The organism is Embleya scabrispora (genome assembly GCF_002024165.1).
Taxonomy (GTDB): Bacteria; Actinomycetota; Actinomycetes; order Streptomycetales; family Streptomycetaceae; genus Embleya; species Embleya scabrispora_A.
Window position 1 is genome coordinate 6,086,802 of the sequence record NZ_MWQN01000001.1, and the last position, 21,253, is coordinate 6,108,054.

The window sequence follows — 21,253 nt, forward strand, 5'->3', positions numbered from 1 at the left end:
AATGATTCCGCTGTCATTCGCACAGCGTCGCTACTGGTTCCTGCACCAGCTGGAGGGTGGGGAGACCTGGAACATGGCGGCGGCGTTCCGGTTGACCGGGACGCTGGACCAAGACGCCCTCGCCGCGGCGGTCCGGGACGTGGTCGAGCGGCACGAGGTCCTGCGCACCACGTACGTGACCGACGAGGACGGCGAGCCGCACCAGCGGATCCTGCCCCTGGCGGAGGCCCTGCCGCAGGCGCGGATGCCGGTGGTCGAGGTGGCCGCCGAGGACGTGTCCGGCGCGGTCGACGAGGCCGTCGCACACGGATTCGACCTCGCGACCGAGATCCCGTTTCGGGCGAGCCTGTTCCGCTGCTCACCCGAGGACCACGTACTGGCCGTGGTGATCCACCACATCTCCACCGACGGCAGCTCGGGCGCGCCGCTGGCCCGGGACCTGGGCGTGGCCTACACCGCGCGCCGCGACGGTCGGGCACCGGAGTGGGAGCCGCTGCCCGTGCAGTACAAGGACTACACGCTGTGGCAGCGCGAGGTCCTCGGCGACGTGGACGACCCGGACAGCCTGGTCGCGACGCAGATCGAGTACTGGCGCGACGAACTCGAGGGCGTACCGGAGCCGTTGAACCTGCCGCTGGATCGCCCGCGGTCGGTGGAGACGGACACCGCCGGGGACGCGGTCGCCCTCGTGGCGACCCGGGAGGTGTCGGCCGCGCTGGAGAAGCTGGCCGCCGAACGCGGTACGACCATGGCGATGGTCGTGCAGTCCGCGGTGGCGGTGCTGCTGAGCAGGCTCGGCGCCGGGGAGGACGTGCCGGTCGCCACCCCGATCGCCGGCCGCACCGACGACGCGCTCGCGGACCTGATCGGCTGCTTCGTCAACAACCTGGTGCTGCGCGTGGACCTGTCGGGCGACCCGTCCTTCGTCGATCTGCTCACCCGGACGCGGAACAAGGCGCTGTCGGCCTACGAGCAGCAGGACGTGCCGTTCGACGTGTTGGTGGAGACGCTCAACCCCGACCGCTCGGCCGAGTACCGCCCGCTGTTCCAGGTGATGTGCGGCTGGCAGAACTACGCCCGCCCCAGCTTCGAACTGCCCGGACTCCGGGTGGAGTTCCAGCAGGCGCTCACCCAGAAGACGATGGTCGACCTGTTCTTCAGCATGGGCATGGACGAGGCGGGCCGGCTGCACGGCGACATCCAGTACTCGGGCCGGCTGTTCGACCGGGGCACGGTCGAGGACATGGCCGCCCGGTTCGTCCGGGTCCTGGAGCAGGTGGTGGCCGATCCGAGCGTGCGCGTCGGGGACATCGACGTGCTGGTCGCGGGGGAGCGGGAACGACTGCTCGTCGAGATCAACGACACCGCCGAACCGACCCTGGACCAGGACCTGTTGGCGGCGATCCAGCGGCAGGTGGAGGCAACTCCGCAGGCCCTCGCCGTGATCGGCGAGGAGGCGACGCTCACCTACCGGGAACTGGACGTCCGGTCGAACCGGCTGGCGCACTGGCTGGTCGAGCGCGGCGTACGGGCCGAGTCGCTGGTCGCGGTGTGCCTGCCGCGCACGGTGAACCTGATGGTGGCGATCCTCGCGGTGCTCAAGGCCGGCGGAGCCTACGTCCCGGTCGATCCGGACCACCCGCGCTCGCGGATCGACCACGTCCTCGGGCAGGCGGATCCGCTCCTGGTACTGGACGCGGACACGTTGGCCGGCGCGGATTGTTCGGGATACCCGGACTCGGCGCCGGAGGTGGTCGTACGGCCGGACAACACCCAGTACGTGATCTACACGTCGGGCTCGACCGGAACCCCGAAGGGGGTGGCGATCCCGCGCGGCGCGCTGGCCAACTTCGTGGCCGCGACGCGACGGCGGTTCCCGCTGTCGCCCGACGACCGCATGTTGTTCAGCACGACGGTGTCGTTCGACATGGCCAACACCGAGCTGTACCTGCCGTTCGTCTGCGGCGCGACCATGGTCATGGCGACCAGGGACACGGTCACCGAACCGTCGAGGATGGTGGCGTTCCTGCGTCGGCACGGGGTCACCGTGGTGCAGGCCACGCCCGCGTTCTGGCAGATGGTGCTGACCCACGAGCCGACCGCCGCGCGGGGCCTGCGGATCATCACCGGCGCCGAGGCGGTGCCGGTACGGCTGGCCGAGACGCTGGCGGACCAGGCCGTCGAGGTGGGCAACTGGTACGGCCCCACCGAGACCACGACGTGGTCGACCATGGCGCCGGTCAAGGCCGGGGCGGGGGTCGCCATCGGCACTCCGGTCGGGAACACGCAGGTGTACCTGCTGGACGCGCGGCTGCGCCCGGTCCCGCTCGGGGTACAGGGCGAGCTGTACATCGCCGGTACCGGTATGGCGCGCGGCTATCAGGGTCGGCCGGACCTGACCGCGGAGCGGTTCGTGCCCTGCCCGTTCGGCCCGGCCGGGGCGCGGATGTACCGCACCGGAGACCTGGCCCGGTGGAACCGCGACGGCCTGCTCGAATACATCGCGCGTACCGACCACCAGGTGAAGATCCGGGGCTACCGGATCGAGTTGGGGGAGATCGAGCACGCGCTCGCCGGGCATCCCGCGGTCGCGCAGGCGGCGGTGGTGGTCCGCGAGGATCGCGAGGACGACCGGCAGATCGTGGGTTACGTGGTGCCCGCGTCCACCGTCGGCGCTTCGGCCGAATCCGGTGCCGCGACGAGCGAGGGGCCGCGGGTGTACGACGACGAGGCGACCGTCGCGCTGCTCGCCGAACTGACCGAGCACCTGCGCGGCAGCCTGCCCGAGTACATGGTGCCCGCCTCGGTGATCGCGCTCTCGCGCATCCCGCTGACACCCAACGGCAAGCTCGACCGGCGGGCACTGCCGGCCGAGCAGACGGGCGCCGCCGTCGGCGAAGGGCCCCGCGACGTCACCGAAGAGAAGTTGTGCGCGCTCTTCGGCGAGTTGCTCGGCCGGGAGAGCGTCGGCATCCACGAGGACTTCTTCGCCCTCGGCGGACACTCGCTGATGGCCACCCGGCTCAGCGTGCGCATCCGCGCCATGTTCCAGGTCGACGTGCCCCTCAGAACGATCATCAAGTTCCCGACGGTGGCCGAGTTGGCCTCGCTCGTGCTCATCGGCGGCATCCCCGTGGGCGACAACGTCGACCCGTTCGGGGTCGTGCTGCCGCTGAACAACGACCCCGGGACGGGCAAGGAGCCGCTGTGGTTCTTCCACGGGGGAGGCGGCCTGGGTTGGGCCTACTTCAGCTTCGTGATGCACGTGCCGGACCGCCCGGCCTACGCCCTGCAATCACGCGGCTCCAACGGGGTGGACGCGTTGGCGGGCTCCGTCGAGGAGATGGTCGACGACTACATCGCCGAGATGTTGAAGATCCAGCCGGAGGGCCCCTTCTTCCTGATCGGCTGGTCCTACGGCGGCACCGTCGTGCAGGCCGTCGCGGAAGGGCTCGACCGGCGCGGGCACGAGGTCGCCCTGGTGGCCATCCTCGACTCCCAGCCGGGCGGCGAGGGGTTCTCGGAGATCCACGCCGGCAAGACGCTGGAGGACTACCGGGACGAACTCGAGGAGTTCTTCGGCCAATACATCGGCACCGACAACCAACAGGACTTCCTGGACACCATGTCGAAGGTGTTGGCCAACAACACCCGGCACATCATGTCCTTCCAGTCGCCGGTCTACCGCGGCGACGTGGTGTTCTTCAGCGCGACGCTCAAGGACGACCTGTACGCGCACATGTGGCGACCACTGGTCCTGGGCGACATCGAGGTGCACGACGTGCGCGCCACGCACCACGAGATGAACATGCCCGCGCCCGTGGCCGAGGTCATGGAGGTCGTCGTCCGCAAACTCGCGGACGCGGAGCGAGCGGCCGCCGACCGGGCGTAGCGGGGTCCGCGGTGGCCGGCTCGCCGGCTCGCGGGTTTTCCATGAACGATCGAATACATGATTGGGGTTGGTCGGGGTGAGCGCACCCGGCATGTCCGCGCCGGACCGGGAGCAGACCGCGCTGTTGTGCGTGCCGTTCGCCGGAGCGGGACCGTCGTTCTTCCACCCGTGGCGGGCAGCGGCCGCGGACCGGTGGCGCCTGGTCTCGGTCGAACTGCCCGGCCGGGAACGGCGGATCCTGGAGACGCCGTATCGCAATGTGGTCGAGGCGGCCAAGAACTCGGTCGACGAGATCGTCGGGAATCTCGGCCGGGGCACGCGGACCATACTGTTCGGGCACAGCCTGGGCGCGGTGCTCGCGTACGAGTTGGTGCACCTGCTGAGCACGCGCGACGTGCCCGTCGAGCGGCTGGTCGTCAGCGGCTCACCGGGTCCCTGGACCCAGCGGGAGCGCCGCGCGACGGGCCTGCCGGACGAGGAATTCCTGGCCCGGGTCGAAGAGTTCGCGGGCTTTCGGCACGAGGCGCTGGACCATCCGGAGATGCGCGAGCTGATCCTGCCCGTGTTGCAGGCCGACTGCGAGATGCACGAGAACTACCTCCCGAGCACCGACGACCCGGTGTCGGTGCCGATCTGCTCGATTCGCGGCAGCTCCGACGGTCTGGTCGACGCGGACCAGGCCCGGGAGTGGCGGGACGCGACCACGAGCACGTTCACATACGCGGAGTTCCCGGGCGATCACATGTATCTGGTCGATTCGGCCCGGGAGATCCTGGACCTGATCGAGGCGCAATCCACCCGCGACACCACGAAGTGACGAGCGGCCGCCTGCCGCAGGGGAGGTGCCCCGACCCGGGGCGATACGACGGAGTGCCATGTCAGCGGCCGTGTCAGGGGTGTGACAGTCGGGTGACAGTCACCGTGGAAATGGTGGATGCATGACAAGTTCGGCGATCGCAGTTTCCGGGCTGCGCAAGGCATATGGCGACCGGGTGGTGCTCGACGGCATCGACTTCGAGGTCGCCGAGGGATCGGTCTTCTCCATGCTCGGCCCGAACGGGGCGGGCAAGACGACGACGGTGAACGTTTTGGCGACATTGCTGAAGGCCGATTCCGGAACGGTGCACGTCGCCGGGCACGACGTGGTGACGGCGACCAGGCAGGTCCGCGCGGCGATCGGGGTGACCGGTCAATTCGCGGCGGTGGACGAGTTGTTGTCGGGTCGGGAGAACCTGCAACTGATGGCGGACCTGAAGCGGGTGCGCTCCGGGGAACGGGTGGTCGAGCGACTGCTCGAGCGCTTCGACCTGGTCGAGTCGGCGGACAAGCGCATCTCGACCTACTCCGGCGGCATGACCCGCAAACTGGACCTGGCGATGACCTTGGTCGGCGACCCGCGGATCATCTTCCTCGACGAGCCGACGACGGGCCTGGACCCGCGCAGCAGACGCACCATGTGGGGAATCGTCCGCGAGTTGGTGGCCGGCGGCACCACCATCTTCCTCACCACCCAATACCTCGACGAGGCCGACCACCTCTCCGACCGGGTCGTGGTCCTGGACCAGGGCAGGCTCGTCGCCGAGGGCACTCCCGACGAACTCAAACGTCAGGTCCCCGGCACACACGTCCGCCTTCGGTTCGCCGACCTCGACGAACTCGACGCGGCGGCGCGCGTGCTCGGCGGCGGCACCAGGGACGACCAGGAACTGCTCCTGCGGGTGCCCAGCGACGGCCAGTCGAAGTCGCTGCGGGCCCTGCTGGACCGGCTCGACGAGTACCGGCTCAACGCCCAGGAGTTCTCCGTGCACACCCCGGATCTCGACGACGTCTTCCTCGCCCTGACCGGGCACCCCAGCGAGGAGGCGATCGCGTCATGAGCAATGTCGCCACCGCGTGGGCCGACTCGACCATCATGTTGCGCCGCAACCTCAAGCACACCATGCGCAACCCCCTCGTGCTGTTCAACGCGATCCTGTTCCCGATCGTGCTCCTGCTGATGTTCGTCAAGGTGCTCGGCGGTGCCTTCGAGGTCGGCGAGAGCTACATCGACTACGCCACGCCGGGCATGCTCGTGATGGCCGTCAGCTACGGGCTGGGGTCCACCGCGACGGCCGTCAACGACGACATGACCAAGGGCATCATCAACCGCTTCAAGGCGATGGACATCTCCCGTGGCGCCGTGCTGACCGGGCAGGTCATCGTTACCACGGTGCGCTGCCTGGTGGCCTGCACGGCGATCATCGCGGTGGCCTTCGCGATGGGGTTCGACCCGGACGCGAGCGCCCTCGACTGGCTCGGTGTGCTCGGCTTCGTCGTCCTGCTCACCGTGGCCGCCGCCTGGCTCACCGTCGCGGTGGGACTGGCCGCGAAAACCGCGGAATCGGCCGGCCTGGCCACCGTGCCGCTGATCATGCTGCCGTTCCTGAGCAGCGCCATCGTGCCCGCGGACACGATGGGCGCCGGAGTGCGCCAGTTCGCCGAATACCAGCCCTTCACCCCGATCATCGAGACGCTGCGCGGGCTGTTGGCGGGCGACCCGTCGACCGGCGACGCGCTCGCGGGCAGCGCCTGGTGCGTCGGGCTCGCCATCGTCGGCTACATGTGGGCGATCTCCACCTTCAAGAAGCGGGCCTAGCCCGACGCCGGCTTTACGAAGCGAGCGTGACCTCGACCAAGCGGGACCAGTTCGTTCGAGTCCCCTCCCGAGCCGCCTCGGCGAAACCCCCGTCGCCGAGGCGGCGTCGCGCGTCCTGCTCGATCCGCGCCGCGTCCGGATGGGAGCGGTCCGGCAACCCGCGTACGTCCGCGCTCGCCGCGAGCAGCCGCGCGGCCTGCACGGGATCGTCACGACGCAGCGCCAGATCGGCGACCCCGACGAGCACCTGCGCGATCACCGGCGCGTGTCCCGCGTCGGTCGCCGCCCGACAGGCCGCCGCCCGGTGCTCGCGCGCCTCGTCGAGATCCTCGGCCAGATAGCCGAGCAGGTCGTGCGTCGCCGCGCGGGTGTACGGATGCCGCGCCTCCTCGCCCAACATGGCCGTCGCGACCCCGAGCTGCCGGCGCGCCTGCTCGGTGTCACCGCCCCACCGGGCCAGTTCCGCCCGCGCGAAGGCCAACTCGGCCAGCGCGTCCGGCCAGGTGACCCGCTTCGCGTGCCGCTGCGCCTCGGCCATGGCGGCCGCGCCCGCCTCCGCGTCGCCCAGCAGCCAGTACAGCTGGGCCTGTCGTGAACGCATCCGGATCACGTCCTCCAGAGCACCCACCTCGGTGACCACCGCGATCGCCTGCTCGTAGTGCTCACACGCGCCGGCGAACTCGCCGCGCACGGCGATCCGATCCGCCAGCTCCGTCTGGGCGAACGAGATCCCGAACCGCTCGCCGATCTCGCGGAACTCGGCCAGCGCCATCTCCAGATACGCGTCCGCGTCCCGCCCGCCCTGGCCCAGCATGATCCGCATCTTGCCCAGGTGCAGCCGAGCCAGCGCGCGTACCCACGGGTCCTCGTTGTCGAGCAGCGGTTCGAACGCGGGCAGGAACGCGTCGGGCGCCTGCAACAGGCGCTCCAGCGCGGCGACGAGCCCGAGCAGCGGATACCTGCGCCGGCTGCGCAGGCTGAACCGGTGCGCCTCGCGGATCCACACCGCCGCCTGGTGCTCGTCGCTGCGCCCGGAGCTGACGAACAGCACGACCAGCGCGTACACCATGGCCCGGGTCTCGTCGGTCACCTCGCCCGGCGTGCGGGTGGCCGCGATGATCAGCTCGATGCCCTCGGTCCGGTGTCCGCTGAGCCACCAGTACCAACCCGTGCCGGCGGCCAGCCGCATCGCCGCCTGCGCCTCGCCCGCGGCCAGCGCGCCGCGCATCGCCGCGCTGATGTTGTCGTGCTCGGTCTCCAGTGTGGCGAGCCATTCCAACTGCTCGGCGCGGCGCAGATGCGGCTCCGCCGTCTCGGCGAGTTCGGTGAACCAGGCCAGGTGCGCGTGGCGCGCCCGGTCCGATTCACCCGCCTCGGCGAGCCGGTGCCGGGAATACTCCTTGATCGTGCCAATCATCCGATAGCGCTGGGTACGGTCGCCCTCGACGAGCAGCAGCGACTTCTCGGTCAGCGCGGTGAGCAATTCGAGCACCTGCTCCGGGTCCACCGCGTCGCCGGCGCAGACCCGTTCGGCCGCCTCCAGGCTCGCCCCGCCGGCGAACACCGAGAGCCGGCGCAGCACCACACGCTCGACGTGGGTGAGCAGTTCCCAACTCCAGTCGACGGCGGCGCGCAGCGTCCGGTGTCGGGGCAGTGCGGTCCGGCTGCCGCTGGTCAGCAGCCGGAACCGGTCGTCGAGCCGGTTGGCGAGCTGGTAGATGGACATGGTGCGCAACCGCGCCGCGGCCAGTTCGATCGCCAGCGGCATCCCGTCCAACGCCCGGCACACGCGCGCCATCGTCTCCGGCGCGGGGGCCTCGACCCACAGGTCCCGGCGCACCGCCCCGGCCCGGTCGCGCAGCAGCCGGACGGCGGGTGAGGCCTCGATCTCGTCGGGGCCGGCGTCCGCGCCCGGCAGGGCCAGCGGCTCGACCAGCCACAGCGCCTCCCCGGTGATGCCCAGCGGTTCCCGGCTCGTGGCCAGGATCCGCAGCCGCCGGCACTCCCCGAGTACCCGGTGGGCGAACACCGCCGCGGACTCGATCACGTGCTCGCAGTTGTCCAGGATCAGCAGCGCCTCCCGCTCGCGGATCGCGGCGATCAGCCGGTCCGTCGGCTCCACGCTCGGCGCCGCGCCGAGCAGCGCGTCGCGCAGGCCGAGGCCGGCGAGGGTGGAGCGGGCCACGTCGCCGTCCGTGCCGATGGCGGCCAACTCCACCAGCCAGGCCCCGTCCGGCAGGTCGTCGAGCAGAGTGCGCGCGGTCTCCGTGGCCAACCTGGTCTTGCCCGCCCCGGCCGGCCCGATCACCGTGGTGAGCCGGTGCTCGGCGACGAGTTCGCGGACCGCGGCGAGGTCGGCGTCGCGCCCGACGAAGGTGGTCAGCTCGGCGCGCAGGTTGCTCCTGCGGCTCTCCTCCCGCCGCCCCAACTCGCCCCGCAGCAGCGCGCCGTGCAACGCGGCCAGTTCCGGCGAGGGGCCCACGCCCAACTCGTCGGCCAGGGCCTCCCGGGTGCGCTGGTACACCAGCAGCGCGTCACTGTCGCGCCCGGTCGCGACCAGGGCGCGCATCAGCGCGGTGGCGAACCGTTCCCGCAGTGGATGTGTGGCCACCAGGTCGGTCAACTCCGTGACCACCTCGGCGCCGCGCCCGAGGGTGACCTCCGCGTCGAACCGCTCCTCGGTGGCGGTCAGGCGCAAACCTTCCAGGCGCACGATCGCGGCGTCGAAGGCGGCGCTGTCCGCCAGACCGACGTCCTGCATGGCCGCACCGCGCCACAGGTCGAGAGCTTCACGCAGCAGGCGCACCCGCCGGGAGGCGTCCTCGGTGCGCAGGCGGCCCGCGGCGACGAGGCGTTCGAACCGCACCGCGTCGACGGCGTCGGGATCAACGGTCAGCCGGTAGCCGTCCGGCTGCCCCTCGATCACCCCGTCGGGCAGTGCCTTGCGCAGCCGGGACACCAGGCGTTGCAGCGCGTTCGTCGCGTCGGCGGGCGGGTGTTCGCCCCAGATCCAGTCCACGAGCACGGCCTTGGGGACCGGGTGGCCCGGTCTCAGCGCGAGGGCGATCAACAACGCGCGCAGCCGCGCACCCGGCACGTCGGCCGAACCGCCGGCGTCCGTGCGAACCTCGAAAGGACCCAGCATCCCGATCTGCACCCGCCGATTTTGCCACGGTTGTTCGGCTCGCCCGACCGGGTCCGGAAACCTTGACGGACCTCGAACGCCATATGGCGCCCCCGCTGGTCGATAGGACGGGGAAATTCGGTACCGATTTCGGGACATCGGCAGCGGCCGTCGAAAAACCGGGCGGCGCCGGAATCAATGCCCGGACGAGCTCCGGCAATTCTTCGAGGCCGTGGGGCCCTTCACGGACCGGTGCCGTATTACTGTCCTGTCGGCGGGACATCGGCGTCCGTCGGTGTGCGCGAACCACCGTCCCTTGCACCGGGTTTCCCCGGCGATTTATGTTGGCGACGCGAGTTTGCCCCGACAGCCGCCCACCGTAACGCTCTTCGGTCGGCGTGCCCAGGCGGTCGCTTTCACCTCGGGGTCCCCGGTGCCGCCGGCACGAACCAATCGTCGAACAGCGGGCGCAACGCCTGCGGATGGCGTTGTCATGCCGGTTCGCCGGCGCATTCCCGATCCGTTCGGCGGAGGAAGGAGAGGCTGGCCATGGAATCGCTGCCGCGTATCCACGAACGAGGCGGACAGGACGAGACATCGGAGGGGCGGGCGGCGCCGACGAGTGCGCCGACGGCCCTCGTACGGGAAATCGCGGCGCTGTGGGGGGAATACCTCGACGGTCGTGAGGTCGCGGCGGACGACGACTTCTTCGCGATCGGCGGCAATTCGCTGATCGGGATCAAGATCATCGATCGGGTCGCCCGGGACTACGGCGTCGCCCTGTCCGTGCGCGGGTTCTACCTGGCCCAGACCCCCGCCCGGGTCGCCGAGCTGATCGAACAGGAAAGGGCGCGAACGTGAGGTTGACGCCGGGTGCCGCACGCGCGATCGACCTCGACCGCGTCGACCTGTTCGACCTGGACCTGTACACCTCGGGCGATCCGCACCCGATCTGGGACGTGATGCGCGCCGAGGCCCCGCTGCACCACCAGGTCCTCCCGGACGGCCGCGAGTTCTGGTCGGTCACCCGCTACGACGACGTCTGCGCCGTGCTCGGCGACCACCGCAGGTTCACCTCCGAGCGCGGCACGGTGGTCACCCACCTCGGGGAGGACGACGTCGCGGCGGGCAAGCTGATGACCTCCACCGACCCACCGCGGCACACCCAGGTGCGGCGGGCGATCGGCGCGCGGCTCACCGCGCGCGCGGTGGCCTCGTGGCAGGACCGGATCCGGGAGGCCATCGTGCGCTTCCTCGAACCGGCCCTCGACGGCACCACGTTCGACCTCGCCGAGAAGGCGCACCGGCTTCCGATGATCGTCGCGGGACCGCTGCTCGGCATCCCCGAACGGGACTGGGACGAGCTGGTACAGCTGACCGCGATGGTCACCGCGCCCTCGGACCCGCACTTCAAGCACGGCAGCGAGGCCGCGACGCTGGCCATCTCCCACCACGAACTCGTCACCTATGTCACCGAATGGGTCAAACGGCGCCGGGCCGCCGGAGGCGAGGACGGCAGCCTGCTCGACCACCTGATGACCGTGCGGGCGGGCGACGCGCCGCTGACCGACGAGGAGATCGCGCTCGACGGCTACAGCATCCTGCTCGGCGCCAACGTGACCACCCCGCACACCGTTTCGGGCACGGTGCACGCGCTGATCGAGCGGCCCGAGCAGTTCGCAAAGGTCCAGGCCGACCCCTCGCTCGTGCCGTCCCTGGTCGAGGAGGGACTGCGCTGGACCTCGGCCGCGTGCAACTTCATGCGCTACGCGGTCGACGACACCGAGATCGGCGGCGGTACGATCCCCGCCCGCGGCGCGGTCGTCGCGTGGATCGGGTCGGCCAATCGGGACGAGTCGCAGTTCACCGACCCGCACCACTTCGACGTCACCCGGCGCGAGAACCGCCACGTCGCGTTCGGATTCGGGCCGCACTACTGCATCGGCGGCCCGCTGGCCCGGCAGACGCTGCGCATCTTCTTCGAGGAACTGCTCGCCCGCTTCGGCTCGATCGAACTCGACGGCGAGCCGCAACACCTGCGGTCGTACTTCATCGCCGGGATGACCCACCTCCCCATCGTCGCCCAGAAACGAACGACGCCATGACATCCGGCAGCGCCCCCGTCACATCGCCGTGGTTCGTTCGGCCGCCGGCCGGCGACCACCCGGCCCGACTGTTCTGCTTCCCCTACTCCGGCTCCGGCGCGTCCGCGTTCAGCGCCTGGCCGGCCGCGATCGACGACGTCGAGGTCTGCCCCGTGCAGTTCCCCGGCCGGGAGAGCCGGCTGGCCGAACCGCACTACGGCACCTACGAGGATCTGGCCGCGGCCCTGGTGGAACCGCTGGTATCGCGCCTGGACCGGCCGTTCGCGTTCTTCGGGCACTGCGCGGGCGCCCTGCCCGCGTTCGAGACCGCGGTCCGGCTCGCGGAACTGGACCTGCCGGGGCCGGACTGCCTGTTCGTGTCCGGCCAACCCGCGCCGCACGACGCCGCGAGCGATCGTATGCTCACCATGACCGAGGCCGAACTGCGCGCCGAGTTGGTGTCCGTGGTGCGCGGCCGGGGCATCGAGCCGCGGCCGGACATGGTCGCGGTGGGGATGAGCGTGCTGCTCGACGACCTCGCCGCCGCGCGCGCCTACCGCAGGGTCGAACCGGTTCGGCTGGACTGCCCCATCGTCGTCCTGCACTGGCGCGACGACCCCGACGTGACCCCGGATCACCTGGAGGGATGGCGTCGGTACGCGGATTCGGTCGAGATCCGGGTCGTCGAGGGCGGCCACCACGACTTCATGAACGCGCCGGACGAGCTGCTGAAGCTGCTGACTTCCCGGCGGTGACGGTGACGGCGGTGACGGCGGGGCGGTCCGCGAGCGCCGGCCGGCGAGGGAATCGGAAGGAATTCATATGAGTGGCGCAGCCACCGATATTGCCGTCGTCGGGATGTCGTGCCGCTTCCCCGGTGTGCACGGTCCGGACGAGTTCTGGCGCCTGCTGGTCGACGGCGGGTCCACCATCGCGACCTTCCCCGAGCGGCGCGCCGCCGACGTGCGGCGCTCCACCCACCCGGACGCCGCCACGGTGAACGCGGGTTCCTTCCTCGACGCCATCGACGGGTTCGACGCGGAGTTCTTCGGCACGGACGCGGCGGAGGCCACCGCGATGGACCCCGTGCAGCGGCTCGGCCTGGAACTCGCCTGGGAGGCGGTCGAGGACGCCCGGATGCCGGCGGCGGCGCTGGCCGGCCGGGAGATCGACGTCGTGGTCGGCAGCGCGCCCTCCGGCTACGAGGCGCTGCGCAAGCTGTCCGGCGGCGACCGGGACGACCACTACGCCGCGCTCGGCTCCGGCGGCGCGTTGATCGCGAACCGGATCTCGGCCCTGTTCGACGTGCGCGGGATGAGCCTGTGCGCGGACTCCGGCCAGTCCTCCTCCCTCGTGTCGCTGGCGCTCGCGTGCGACCGGATCCGCGCCGGCGCGGTCGACCTGGCGCTCGCGGGCGGCGTGCACCTGATCGCCGACCCGGAGTCCGGACTCGGCCTGGCCAACCTGGGCGCGTTGTCGCCCGAGGGCCGCTGCTTCCCCTTCGACGAACGCGCCGGCGGCTTCGTCCGGGGCGAGGGCGGGGCGTTCGTCCTGCTCAAGCGGCTCGACCTGGCCGTCGCCGACGGCGATCACATCTACGCGGTGGTGCGCGGCTGGGGGGTGGGCAGCGGCGGCGCGACCAGCCGGATGCCGGATCCCAGCCCGGCCGGGCAGGCGGCGGTGATCCGGACCGCGCTGGAGCGTGCGGGCGTGCCGTTCGACACCGTCGACTACGTCGAGGCGCACGGCACCGGCACCCGCGTCGGCGATCCGGCCGAGGCCGCCGGGCTGCGCGAGGTGTTCCGGGCGGCCGGACGCGAACGCCCCCTTGAAATCGGCTCGGCCAAGGCCAACGTCGGGCACCTGGAGCCGGCCGCCGGCGTCGTCGGCTTCGTCAAGGCCGCGCTGTGCCTGGACCGCGCGCAACTGGTGCCGCACCCGAACTTCCGCACACCCAACCCCGCCATCCCCGACTTCGACGAGCACTTCGACGTCCCGCGCGCCGCCCGGCCCTGGCCGAACCCGGCCGGTCGGCCGCGACGGGCGGGGGTGTCGGCGTTCGGCCTGGGCGGGACGAACGCGCACGTGATCCTCGAACAGGCACCGGAGGAGCAGGCGCGGCCCCCTGTCGCCGACGCGGGGACGGTGCCCTGGGTGTTGTCGGCGCGCACCGAGCCGGCCCTGCGGGAGCAGGCGGCACGGTTGCGGGATCGCGTGGCCGCCGACACGTCCGCGTCGGTGGCCGAGGTGGGCCACTCGCTGCTCGCCACCCGAGCGTCGTTCGCCCACCGGGCGGTGGTGCCGGCCGCCGATCGCGAGGAGGCCCTGGCCGGGCTGGACCTCGTCGCGGCGGGCGGCGATTCGCCCCGCGTGCCGCGCGGGGTCGCGGCGAACCCGCCCGGCCCGATCGTCTTCGTCTTCCCGGGCCAGGGCTCGCAGTGGGTGGGCATGGGCAGGCGGCTGTACGCGGAGTCGGAGGTCTTCGCCCGCTCGATCGACGAGTGCGCGCGGGCCCTGGAACCGTGGCTGGACTGGTCGTTGGCGGACGTGGTCACCGGTACGGACGCGGCGGCGCTGCTCAAGCGCGGCGACGACGTGGTGCAGCCCGCGCTGTTCGCGATGATGGTGTCCCTGGCCCGGGTCTGGCACTCGCTGGGCGTGGTCCCCGACGTGGTGGTGGGGCACTCGCAGGGGGAGATCGCGGCGGCCTGCGCGTCGGGCGCGCTCTCCCTGGACGACGCGGCGCGCGTGGTCGCGCTGCGCGGCACGGCACTGACCGAACTGGCCGGACTGGGCGGGCTGAACGCGGTGTTCGCGCCGCCGCACTGGGTCGAGGAGCGGTTGCGGCCGTGGGCCGGACGGTTGTGCGTGGGCGCGGTCAACGGGCCGGACTCGGTGGTGATCTCCGGCGACCTGGAGGCACTGGCGGAGTTCGCCGCGATGGCGGCGGGCGACGGTGTCCGGGTACGCCGGGTCAGGATCGAGTACGCGTCGCACTCGCACCAGGTCGAACGTATCCGGGACCGGGTGCTCGCCGCCGCCGAGGGCATCACGCCCAGGGCGTCGACCGCGGCCTTCCACTCCACGGTCACCGGCGGCCCGCTCGACACCCGCGGCCTCGACGGCGCGTACTGGTACGACAACCTGCGCTCGAAGGTGCGGTTCGGCGAGGTGATCGAAGGCCTGATGCGCGAACGCGGCGGCGTGTTCGTGGAGGTCAGCCCGCACCCGGTGCTCGCGGTGGCGATGGCGGAGACCGCCGACGCGCTGGCCGCCTCGCCGGTGCTGTCGGGCACCCTGCACCGGGACGACGGGAGCATGGGCCGGATCCTGGCGGCGTCGGCCGAACTGTACGTGCGCGGCGTGCCGGTGGACTGGACGGCGTGCTTCGGCGCGGCCCGGCCGCGCCGGATCGGCCTGCCGACCTATCCGTTCCAGCGGCAGCGGTACTGGCTGACGCCACCCGCCGACACCACCCCCGCGGATGCGAAGTCCCCTACGGTGGCTCTCGATTCGGAATCGGCGGTGCGCAAACTCGTGTGCGCCGAGACGGCCGCCCTGCTGAGCGCGCCCGACGCGCCCGTCACCGGCGGCGAACTCGCCGCGAGGTCGACCGAGACCTTCAAGGCCCTTGGCTTCGAGTCCTCGATGGCGGTACGGCTGCGCAACCGGCTCACGACGGCCGCCGGTGTACGACTGCCCGCCACCGTCGCGTTCACCTACCCGACCCCGCAGGCGCTCGCCCGGCACATCTTCACCCTGCTCGGACCGACGGCCCCCGAAGTCCCGGAAACAGCACCGGAATCGATGCCGACGCCGCCTTCGGCAACGGCCCCCACCCCGGAGCCGGACACACCTTCGGCGAGCCGCAGCGACGACGAATTGTACGCATTGATCGACCGCGGATACGTGTAGCGCCACCCGTTCGTCCGAGCAACCGTTGGGGAGTTCCCGTGGAGGATGTCGACAAGCTCCGGTCCTACCTGCGCCGTGCCGTCGGCGACGCGCAGGAGTTGCGCGAGCGGGTGCGCGCGTTGGAGGAGTCCGCTCGCGAGCCGGTCGCGGTCGTGGGCATGGGGTGTCGTTTCCCGGGCGGGGCGAACTCCCCCGAAGGATTGTGGGACGTGGTCTTCGGCGGGGTCGACGCGGTGGGCGGCTTCCCGACGGATCGCGGCTGGGACCTCGCGGCACTGTACGACCCGGACCCGGCGGCCCAGGGGAGGACGTACACCCGCTCGGGCGGATTCCTCCCCGATCTCGCCGAGTTCGACGCGGCGTTCTTCGGGATCAGCCCCCGCGAGGCGCTGGCGATGGATCCGCAGCAGCGGGTGATCCTGGAGACGTCGTGGGAGGCGCTGGAGCGGGCCGGGATCGACCCGGCCGGCCTGCGCGGTTCGGCGACCGGGGTGTTCACCGGGATCTACGCGGTCGACTACGGCCCGCGGATGGGCGGCGGGGCGGGCGCCGAGGTGGAGGGCCACTCGATGGCCGGGACGTACACCAGCGTGGCCTCGGGCCGAGTGGCGTACGTCCTGGGCCTGGAGGGCCCGGCGATCTCGATCGACACCGCGTGCTCGGCGTCGCTGGTCGCCGTGCACCAGGCCGTGCGGTCCCTGCGCGCGGGGGAGTGCACGTTGGCACTGGCGGGCGGGGTGTCGGCGCTGCCTAACCCCGGGATGTTGGTGGAGGCCGCCCGACAGCGCGGCCTGGCCGCCGACGGGCGGTGCAAGTCCTTCGCCGAGGCGGCCGACGGCACCGGCTGGGGCGAGGGCGCGGGCGTGCTCGTCCTGGAGCGACTGTCCGACGCGCGGCGCAACGGCCGGCGGATCCTGGCGGTGATCCGCGGCTCGGCGATCAACCAGGACGGCGCCTCCAACGGGCTGACCGCGCCGAACGAACTGGCGCAGCGGCGGGTCATCCGCGCCGCCGTGGCCGACGCCGGACTCTCGCCCGCCGACGTGGACGCGGTGGAGGCGCACGGGACCGGCACCCGGCTGGGCGACCCCATCGAGGCGGAGGCGCTGCTCGCCACCTACGGACAGGGCCGCGACGCCGCCGGCCCGCTGTGGCTGGGCTCGCTCAAGTCGAACATCGGGCACACCCAGGCCGCGGCGGGCGTCGGCGGCATGATCAAGATGATCATGGCGATGCGCCACGAGGTGTTGCCGAAGACGCTGCACGTGGACCGTCCGACCCCGCACGTCGACTGGTCCTCCGGCGCGGTGGAACTGCTGACCGAGGCCCGGGAATGGCCCGCCACACCCGGACGGCCCCGGCGGGCCGGCGTGTCGTCCTTCGGGATCAGCGGCACGAACGCGCACGTCGTGCTCGAAGAGGCCCCCGAGGAGCCCGGGGCCCCCGAGGCGGCGGAGCCGGCGAGCGCGCCGGTACCGCAACCGCATCCCGTGGCGGTGCCGTGGGTGGTGTCGGCGCGCTCCGCCGAGGCGCTGCGGGAACAGACGCTGCGGTTGCGGGACGGCCTGGCCGCCGACCCGGACCTGTCGCTCGGGGGCGTAGGCCGCGCGCTGGTGACGACACGATCGTTGTTCGAGCACCGCCGGGTGGTGATCGGCGCGGACCGCGACGAACTGCTCGCCCGCCTGGGCACCGACGTCGGCACGACCAGGAATCCCCCCGGGGTGGTCTCCGGCATCGTCGAGCCCCTCGGCAAGACGGTCTTCGTCTTCCCCGGCCAGGGCTCGCAGTGGGTCGGCATGGGCCGGGAACTCCTGGACAGCTCCCCGGTATTCGCCGAGCAGATGGACGAATGCGCGCAGGCCCTCGCGCCGTGGGTGCCGTGGTCGCTGATCGACACCGTGCGCGGCGAGCCGGCGGGCGCCGACCTGGAGCGCATCGACGTCGTGCAACCCGTGCTGTTCGCGATGATGGTGTCGCTGGCGCGGGTGTGGCGCTCCTTCGGCGTGACCCCCGACGCGGTGATCGGGCACTCCCAGGGCGAGATCGCCGCCGCCTGCGCGGCCGGCGCGCTGACCCTGCGGGAGGGGGCCAGGATCGTGGCCCTGCGCTCGCAACTGCTGGCCACCGCCGATCAGGACGGCGGCATGGCCGGGATCGTGCTGCCCGAACAGCGGGTCCGGGAGCTGCTGGAGCGGGTCGGCCCCGGAGTGGTGATCGCCGGCATCAACGGCCCCTACTCGACCACCGTCGCGGGCGAGGCCGCGGCGGTCCGGGAGGTGGTCGCGCTCTGCGAGGCCGAAGGCGCCCGCGCCCGGTGGATCCCGGCGAGCGTGCCCGGGCACTCGCCCCTGGTGGACCGGTTCGAGGGGCCGCTGCGGGACATCCTGGGCGAGGTCACCACCGTGACCTCGCCGGTGGCGTTCCACTCGACGGTCACCGGCGGGCCGCTCGACACGGCGGGACTGGACGGCGCCTACTGGTTCCGCAACATGCGCGAACCGGTGCAGTTCGAGGCGGCCATGCGCGGCCTCCTCGACACCGAACACGGCGCGTTCATCGAGATGAGCCCGCACCCGCTGCTCACCATCAACATCCGCGACATGCTCGACCACACCCCCGGCGCCGGCGGGGTGGTGGCGGGCTCGCTGCGCCGCGGCGACGGCGGGCCGGGCCGGTTGTACCGGTCCATGGCCGAGGCGTTCGTGGCGGGTGTCCCCGTGTCGTGGGAGGCGGCGTTCCCGGGCGGCGCCGGGCCTGCGGTCGAGTTGCCCACGTACGCCTTCCAACGGCAGCGCTACTGGCTGGACATGCCCGTGGAGGGCGGCGCCGCGAGCAGCTCGGACCACCCTCTGCTCGACGCCGTGATCGACCTGCCCGACGACGGCGAACGCGGCGGACTGGTGGGCGGCGGGCGGTTGTCCGCGCACCGCCACCCGTGGCTGGCCGACCACGTGGTCCACGGGGTCGTACTGGTGCCGGGAACGGTGCTGGTCGAACTGGCGGCGTGGGCGGCGCACAGGGTGGGTTGCGACGTCGTCGAGGAACTCACCCTGGAGACACCGCTGGTGTTGTCCCGCACGGCCGAGCGGGAGATCCGCGTGGTGATCGACGCCAAGCGCGTGCTCGCCGTGCACTCCAGGGGCGCGGGCGAACCCGAGTGGACACGCAACGCCGTGGGAGTCGTCGGAACCGACACCGGGGCCGGCCGGCGCGAGCCCGACCTGGTGGCGTGGCCGTCCCCGGGCGCGGTCGAGGTGCCCGCCGAGGACGCGTACGCCGGGTCGGCCGCGCTCGGGTTCGACCACGGGCCGCTGTTCCGCGGTCTGAAGCGGATCTGGCGCAGTGGCGAAGTGACTTTCGCCGAGGTCGAGTTGCCCGGCGCCGACGGCGCGGACCCGGGCCCGTTCCGCATCCATCCGGCGCTGCTGCACACCGCGCTGCTCCCGATCGGCGCGGGGGACGGCGACGAGGGCCGGCTGCCGCATCGCTGGACGGGCGTCCGCCTGCCCTTTGCCGCGCCCACCGTGCTGCGCGTACGCCTGGCGCCCACCGGCGAGGGCGGCCGGTCGGTGACCATCGCGGATCGCCACGGAGCCCGCGTCGGCGGCGTCGAGTCGCTGACGTCGCGGCCCGTGGACGTCGCGGAACTGACCGAACTGGGCTTCGACCGACGGGACTCGCTGTTCCGGGTGGACTGGGTCCCCCTCGCGGTCCCGCCCGGGGAGGCCGCGGGCCGGTATGCCGTGGCGGGGCCGCCCGACGAACTCACCGCGTTTCTCGGGGCGCGCGGGGCGCTGTTCGCCGACCTCGACGAACTCGCCGCCGCCGAGGGGCCGATCCCCCCGATCGTCGTGACCACCGTCGAGCACACCGATCCGGGCGTCGGCAACACCCCGGCCCTGGTCGAGCGCAACCTGCACCGGGTGCTGCGGTGGACGCAGCGTTGGCTCGCCGAGGACCGGTTCGCCGACTCGTGCCTGGTCGTCGTGACGCGGGAGGCGGTCGCCGACGACCCGGCCGAATGCAGCGACCCCGCCGCGGCCGCGATCTGGGGATTCGTGCGCACCGCGCAGACCGAGAACCCGGGCCGGTTCACGCTCGTGGACACCGACGACCGCCCCGACTCGTGGGCGCGCGTCCCGGCGGTGGTCGAGACCGGGGAAACCCAGCTCAGGGTGCGGGCGGGCGTGGTGACCACCCCGCGACTGGCCCGTGTGCCGGCGGTGCCCGCCGAGCACCGGGCCCGCGGCCTCGGGTCCGGGACGGTGCTGATCACGGGCGGAGTCGGCGGACTGGGCGCGACGTTGGCCCGGCACGTCGTGGAGCGGCACGGGGTGCGCCGGTTGGTGCTGGCCGGCAGGCGGGGGCCGACGGCTCCGGCCGCCGACGCGCTGCGGCGCGAGTTGACCGAAGCGGGAGCCGAGGTGGAGATCGTCGCCTGCGACGTCACGAGCCGCGAATCCGTCGCGGCGCTGATCGCCGGCGTGCCGGCGGAACACCCGTTGACGGCGGTGATCCACTGCGCGGCGGTGCTCGCCGACGGGGTCGTCGATGCGCTGACCGAGGAGCGGGTGGACGAGGTCCTGGCGCCGAAGGTGCGCGGCGCCTGGTATCTGCACGAACTGACCACACACCTGAACCTGTCCGCGTTCGTGTTGTTCTCCTCGATCGCAAGCGTGCTGGGCACGGCGGGGCAGGCCAACTACGCGGCGGCCAACGCGTTCTTGAACGGACTGGCCGAAGCCCGGCGGGCCGAGGGGCTCGCGGCCGGCTCGCTGTGCTGGGGCTACTGGGCGCAACGCACCGAGGCGGGCGCGGACATCGGCGAACTGGACATCGCGCGGCTGCAACGACAGGGCGTGCGGCCGATGGCCACGCACGAGGGACTGGCGCTGTTCGACGCGGCGATCGCGCGGGACGAACCGGTGCTGGTGCCGGTGCGGCTGAGCCTGCCGGCGCCGGGCGCGCCCGGCGCCGACCAGGTGTTGTCGCCGCTCCTGCGCGCGCTGGTCGGAACGCCCGCCGGTCCCGGGAGTTCGAGCCCTGTCGTTCGGGAGGGCGCCGACATCGGACTCGCGCGGCGGATCGCCTCGCTGCCCCCGGCCGACGCGGAGGCGCTGCTGCTCGACGCCGTGCGCACGCAGACCGCGAGTGTGCTCGGCCTCGCCGACGCCGCGCGGGTCGGTCCCGCCTCGGCGTTCAAGGACCTGGGGATCGACTCGCTCATGGCGCTGGAGTTGCGCAACCGGCTGACGGCGGTGACCGGTCTGAAGTTGTCCGCCACGCTCGCGTTCGACTACCCGAACCCGGCCGCCCTCGCCGGGTTCCTGTACGCGGGCATCCGCCCCGACTCCGGCGCCGACCCGCAGTCCCCGACCGATCGCCTGAGCAAGGAGATCGAGGAACTGGGCGCCCGACTGGAGGACGCCTTCCGCGACCTCGCGGCGGCGGACAAGGCCACCATCACCACGCTGCTCGGCGAGTTGCAGGGCCGCGCACGGGCCCTGGCGGGCGACGAATCGCCGGGCGGGATCGCCGACCGGATCAGCGCGGCATCGGCCGGCGAGCTGCTTTCGCTGCTGGACAAAGAGCTCGGCTAG

The 21,253-nt window shown here is 72.3% G+C and carries 10 protein-coding genes; 9 read left to right on the top strand and 1 reads right to left on the bottom strand.

Annotated features, from left to right (window positions below; all coding sequences use genetic code 11):
* The first annotated feature begins 1 nt into the window (after position 1).
* The 4 genes from B4N89_RS26625 (at position 2) to B4N89_RS26640 (ending at position 6,527) form a co-directional block, all read left to right on the top strand.
* The gene (locus B4N89_RS26625; protein WP_078978322.1) at positions 2 to 3,892 is read left to right on the top strand and encodes a non-ribosomal peptide synthetase; all 3,891 of its coding nucleotides are present in this window, start codon (positions 2 to 4) and stop codon (positions 3,890 to 3,892) included.
* Positions 3,893 to 3,983: 91 nt separating this feature from the next.
* Positions 3,984 to 4,709 (top strand): thioesterase II family protein, encoded by a 726-nt coding sequence (locus B4N89_RS26630; protein ID WP_078979656.1) that lies wholly within the window; start codon positions 3,984 to 3,986, stop codon positions 4,707 to 4,709.
* 121 nt (positions 4,710 to 4,830) lie between these two features.
* Positions 4,831 to 5,769 (top strand): ATP-binding cassette domain-containing protein, encoded by a 939-nt coding sequence (locus B4N89_RS26635; RefSeq protein WP_078978323.1) that lies wholly within the window; start codon positions 4,831 to 4,833, stop codon positions 5,767 to 5,769.
* The gene (locus B4N89_RS26640; protein WP_078978324.1) at positions 5,766 to 6,527 is read left to right on the top strand and encodes an ABC transporter permease; all 762 of its coding nucleotides are present in this window, start codon (positions 5,766 to 5,768) and stop codon (positions 6,525 to 6,527) included. Before B4N89_RS26635 ends, B4N89_RS26640 begins: the two co-directional genes overlap by 4 nt.
* A 13-nt stretch (positions 6,528 to 6,540) precedes the next feature.
* Here the strand turns inward: B4N89_RS26640 and B4N89_RS26645 are convergent, their stop codons facing one another.
* Positions 6,541 to 9,684: a BTAD domain-containing putative transcriptional regulator gene (locus B4N89_RS26645; RefSeq protein WP_078978325.1), complete on the bottom strand. Its 3,144-nt coding sequence runs from the start codon at positions 9,682 to 9,684 to the stop codon at positions 6,541 to 6,543.
* Positions 9,685 to 10,200: 516 nt separating this feature from the next.
* Between B4N89_RS26645 and B4N89_RS26650 the strand changes: the two genes are divergently transcribed.
* From B4N89_RS26650 to B4N89_RS26670, 5 genes are all read left to right on the top strand, one after another.
* A complete protein-coding gene (locus B4N89_RS26650) occupies positions 10,201 to 10,512 on the top strand; it encodes a phosphopantetheine-binding protein (protein WP_078978326.1) in 312 nt (103 codons plus the stop codon).
* A complete protein-coding gene (locus tag B4N89_RS26655) occupies positions 10,509 to 11,756 on the top strand; it encodes a cytochrome P450 (protein WP_078978327.1) in 1,248 nt (415 codons plus the stop codon). The genes B4N89_RS26650 and B4N89_RS26655 overlap by 4 nt, the downstream gene beginning before the upstream one ends.
* Positions 11,753 to 12,490, top strand: coding sequence for a thioesterase II family protein (locus tag B4N89_RS26660; RefSeq protein WP_078978328.1), 738 nt, complete (start codon positions 11,753 to 11,755; stop codon positions 12,488 to 12,490). The genes B4N89_RS26655 and B4N89_RS26660 overlap by 4 nt, the downstream gene beginning before the upstream one ends.
* Positions 12,491 to 12,557: 67 nt before the next feature.
* Positions 12,558 to 15,650, top strand: a complete 3,093-nt coding sequence (locus B4N89_RS26665; RefSeq protein WP_078978329.1) for a type I polyketide synthase — start codon at positions 12,558 to 12,560, stop codon at positions 15,648 to 15,650.
* On the top strand, positions 15,641 to 21,253 hold the full coding sequence (locus tag B4N89_RS26670) for a type I polyketide synthase (RefSeq protein ID WP_078979657.1): 5,613 nt from the start codon (positions 15,641 to 15,643) through the stop codon (positions 21,251 to 21,253). Before B4N89_RS26665 ends, B4N89_RS26670 begins: the two co-directional genes overlap by 10 nt.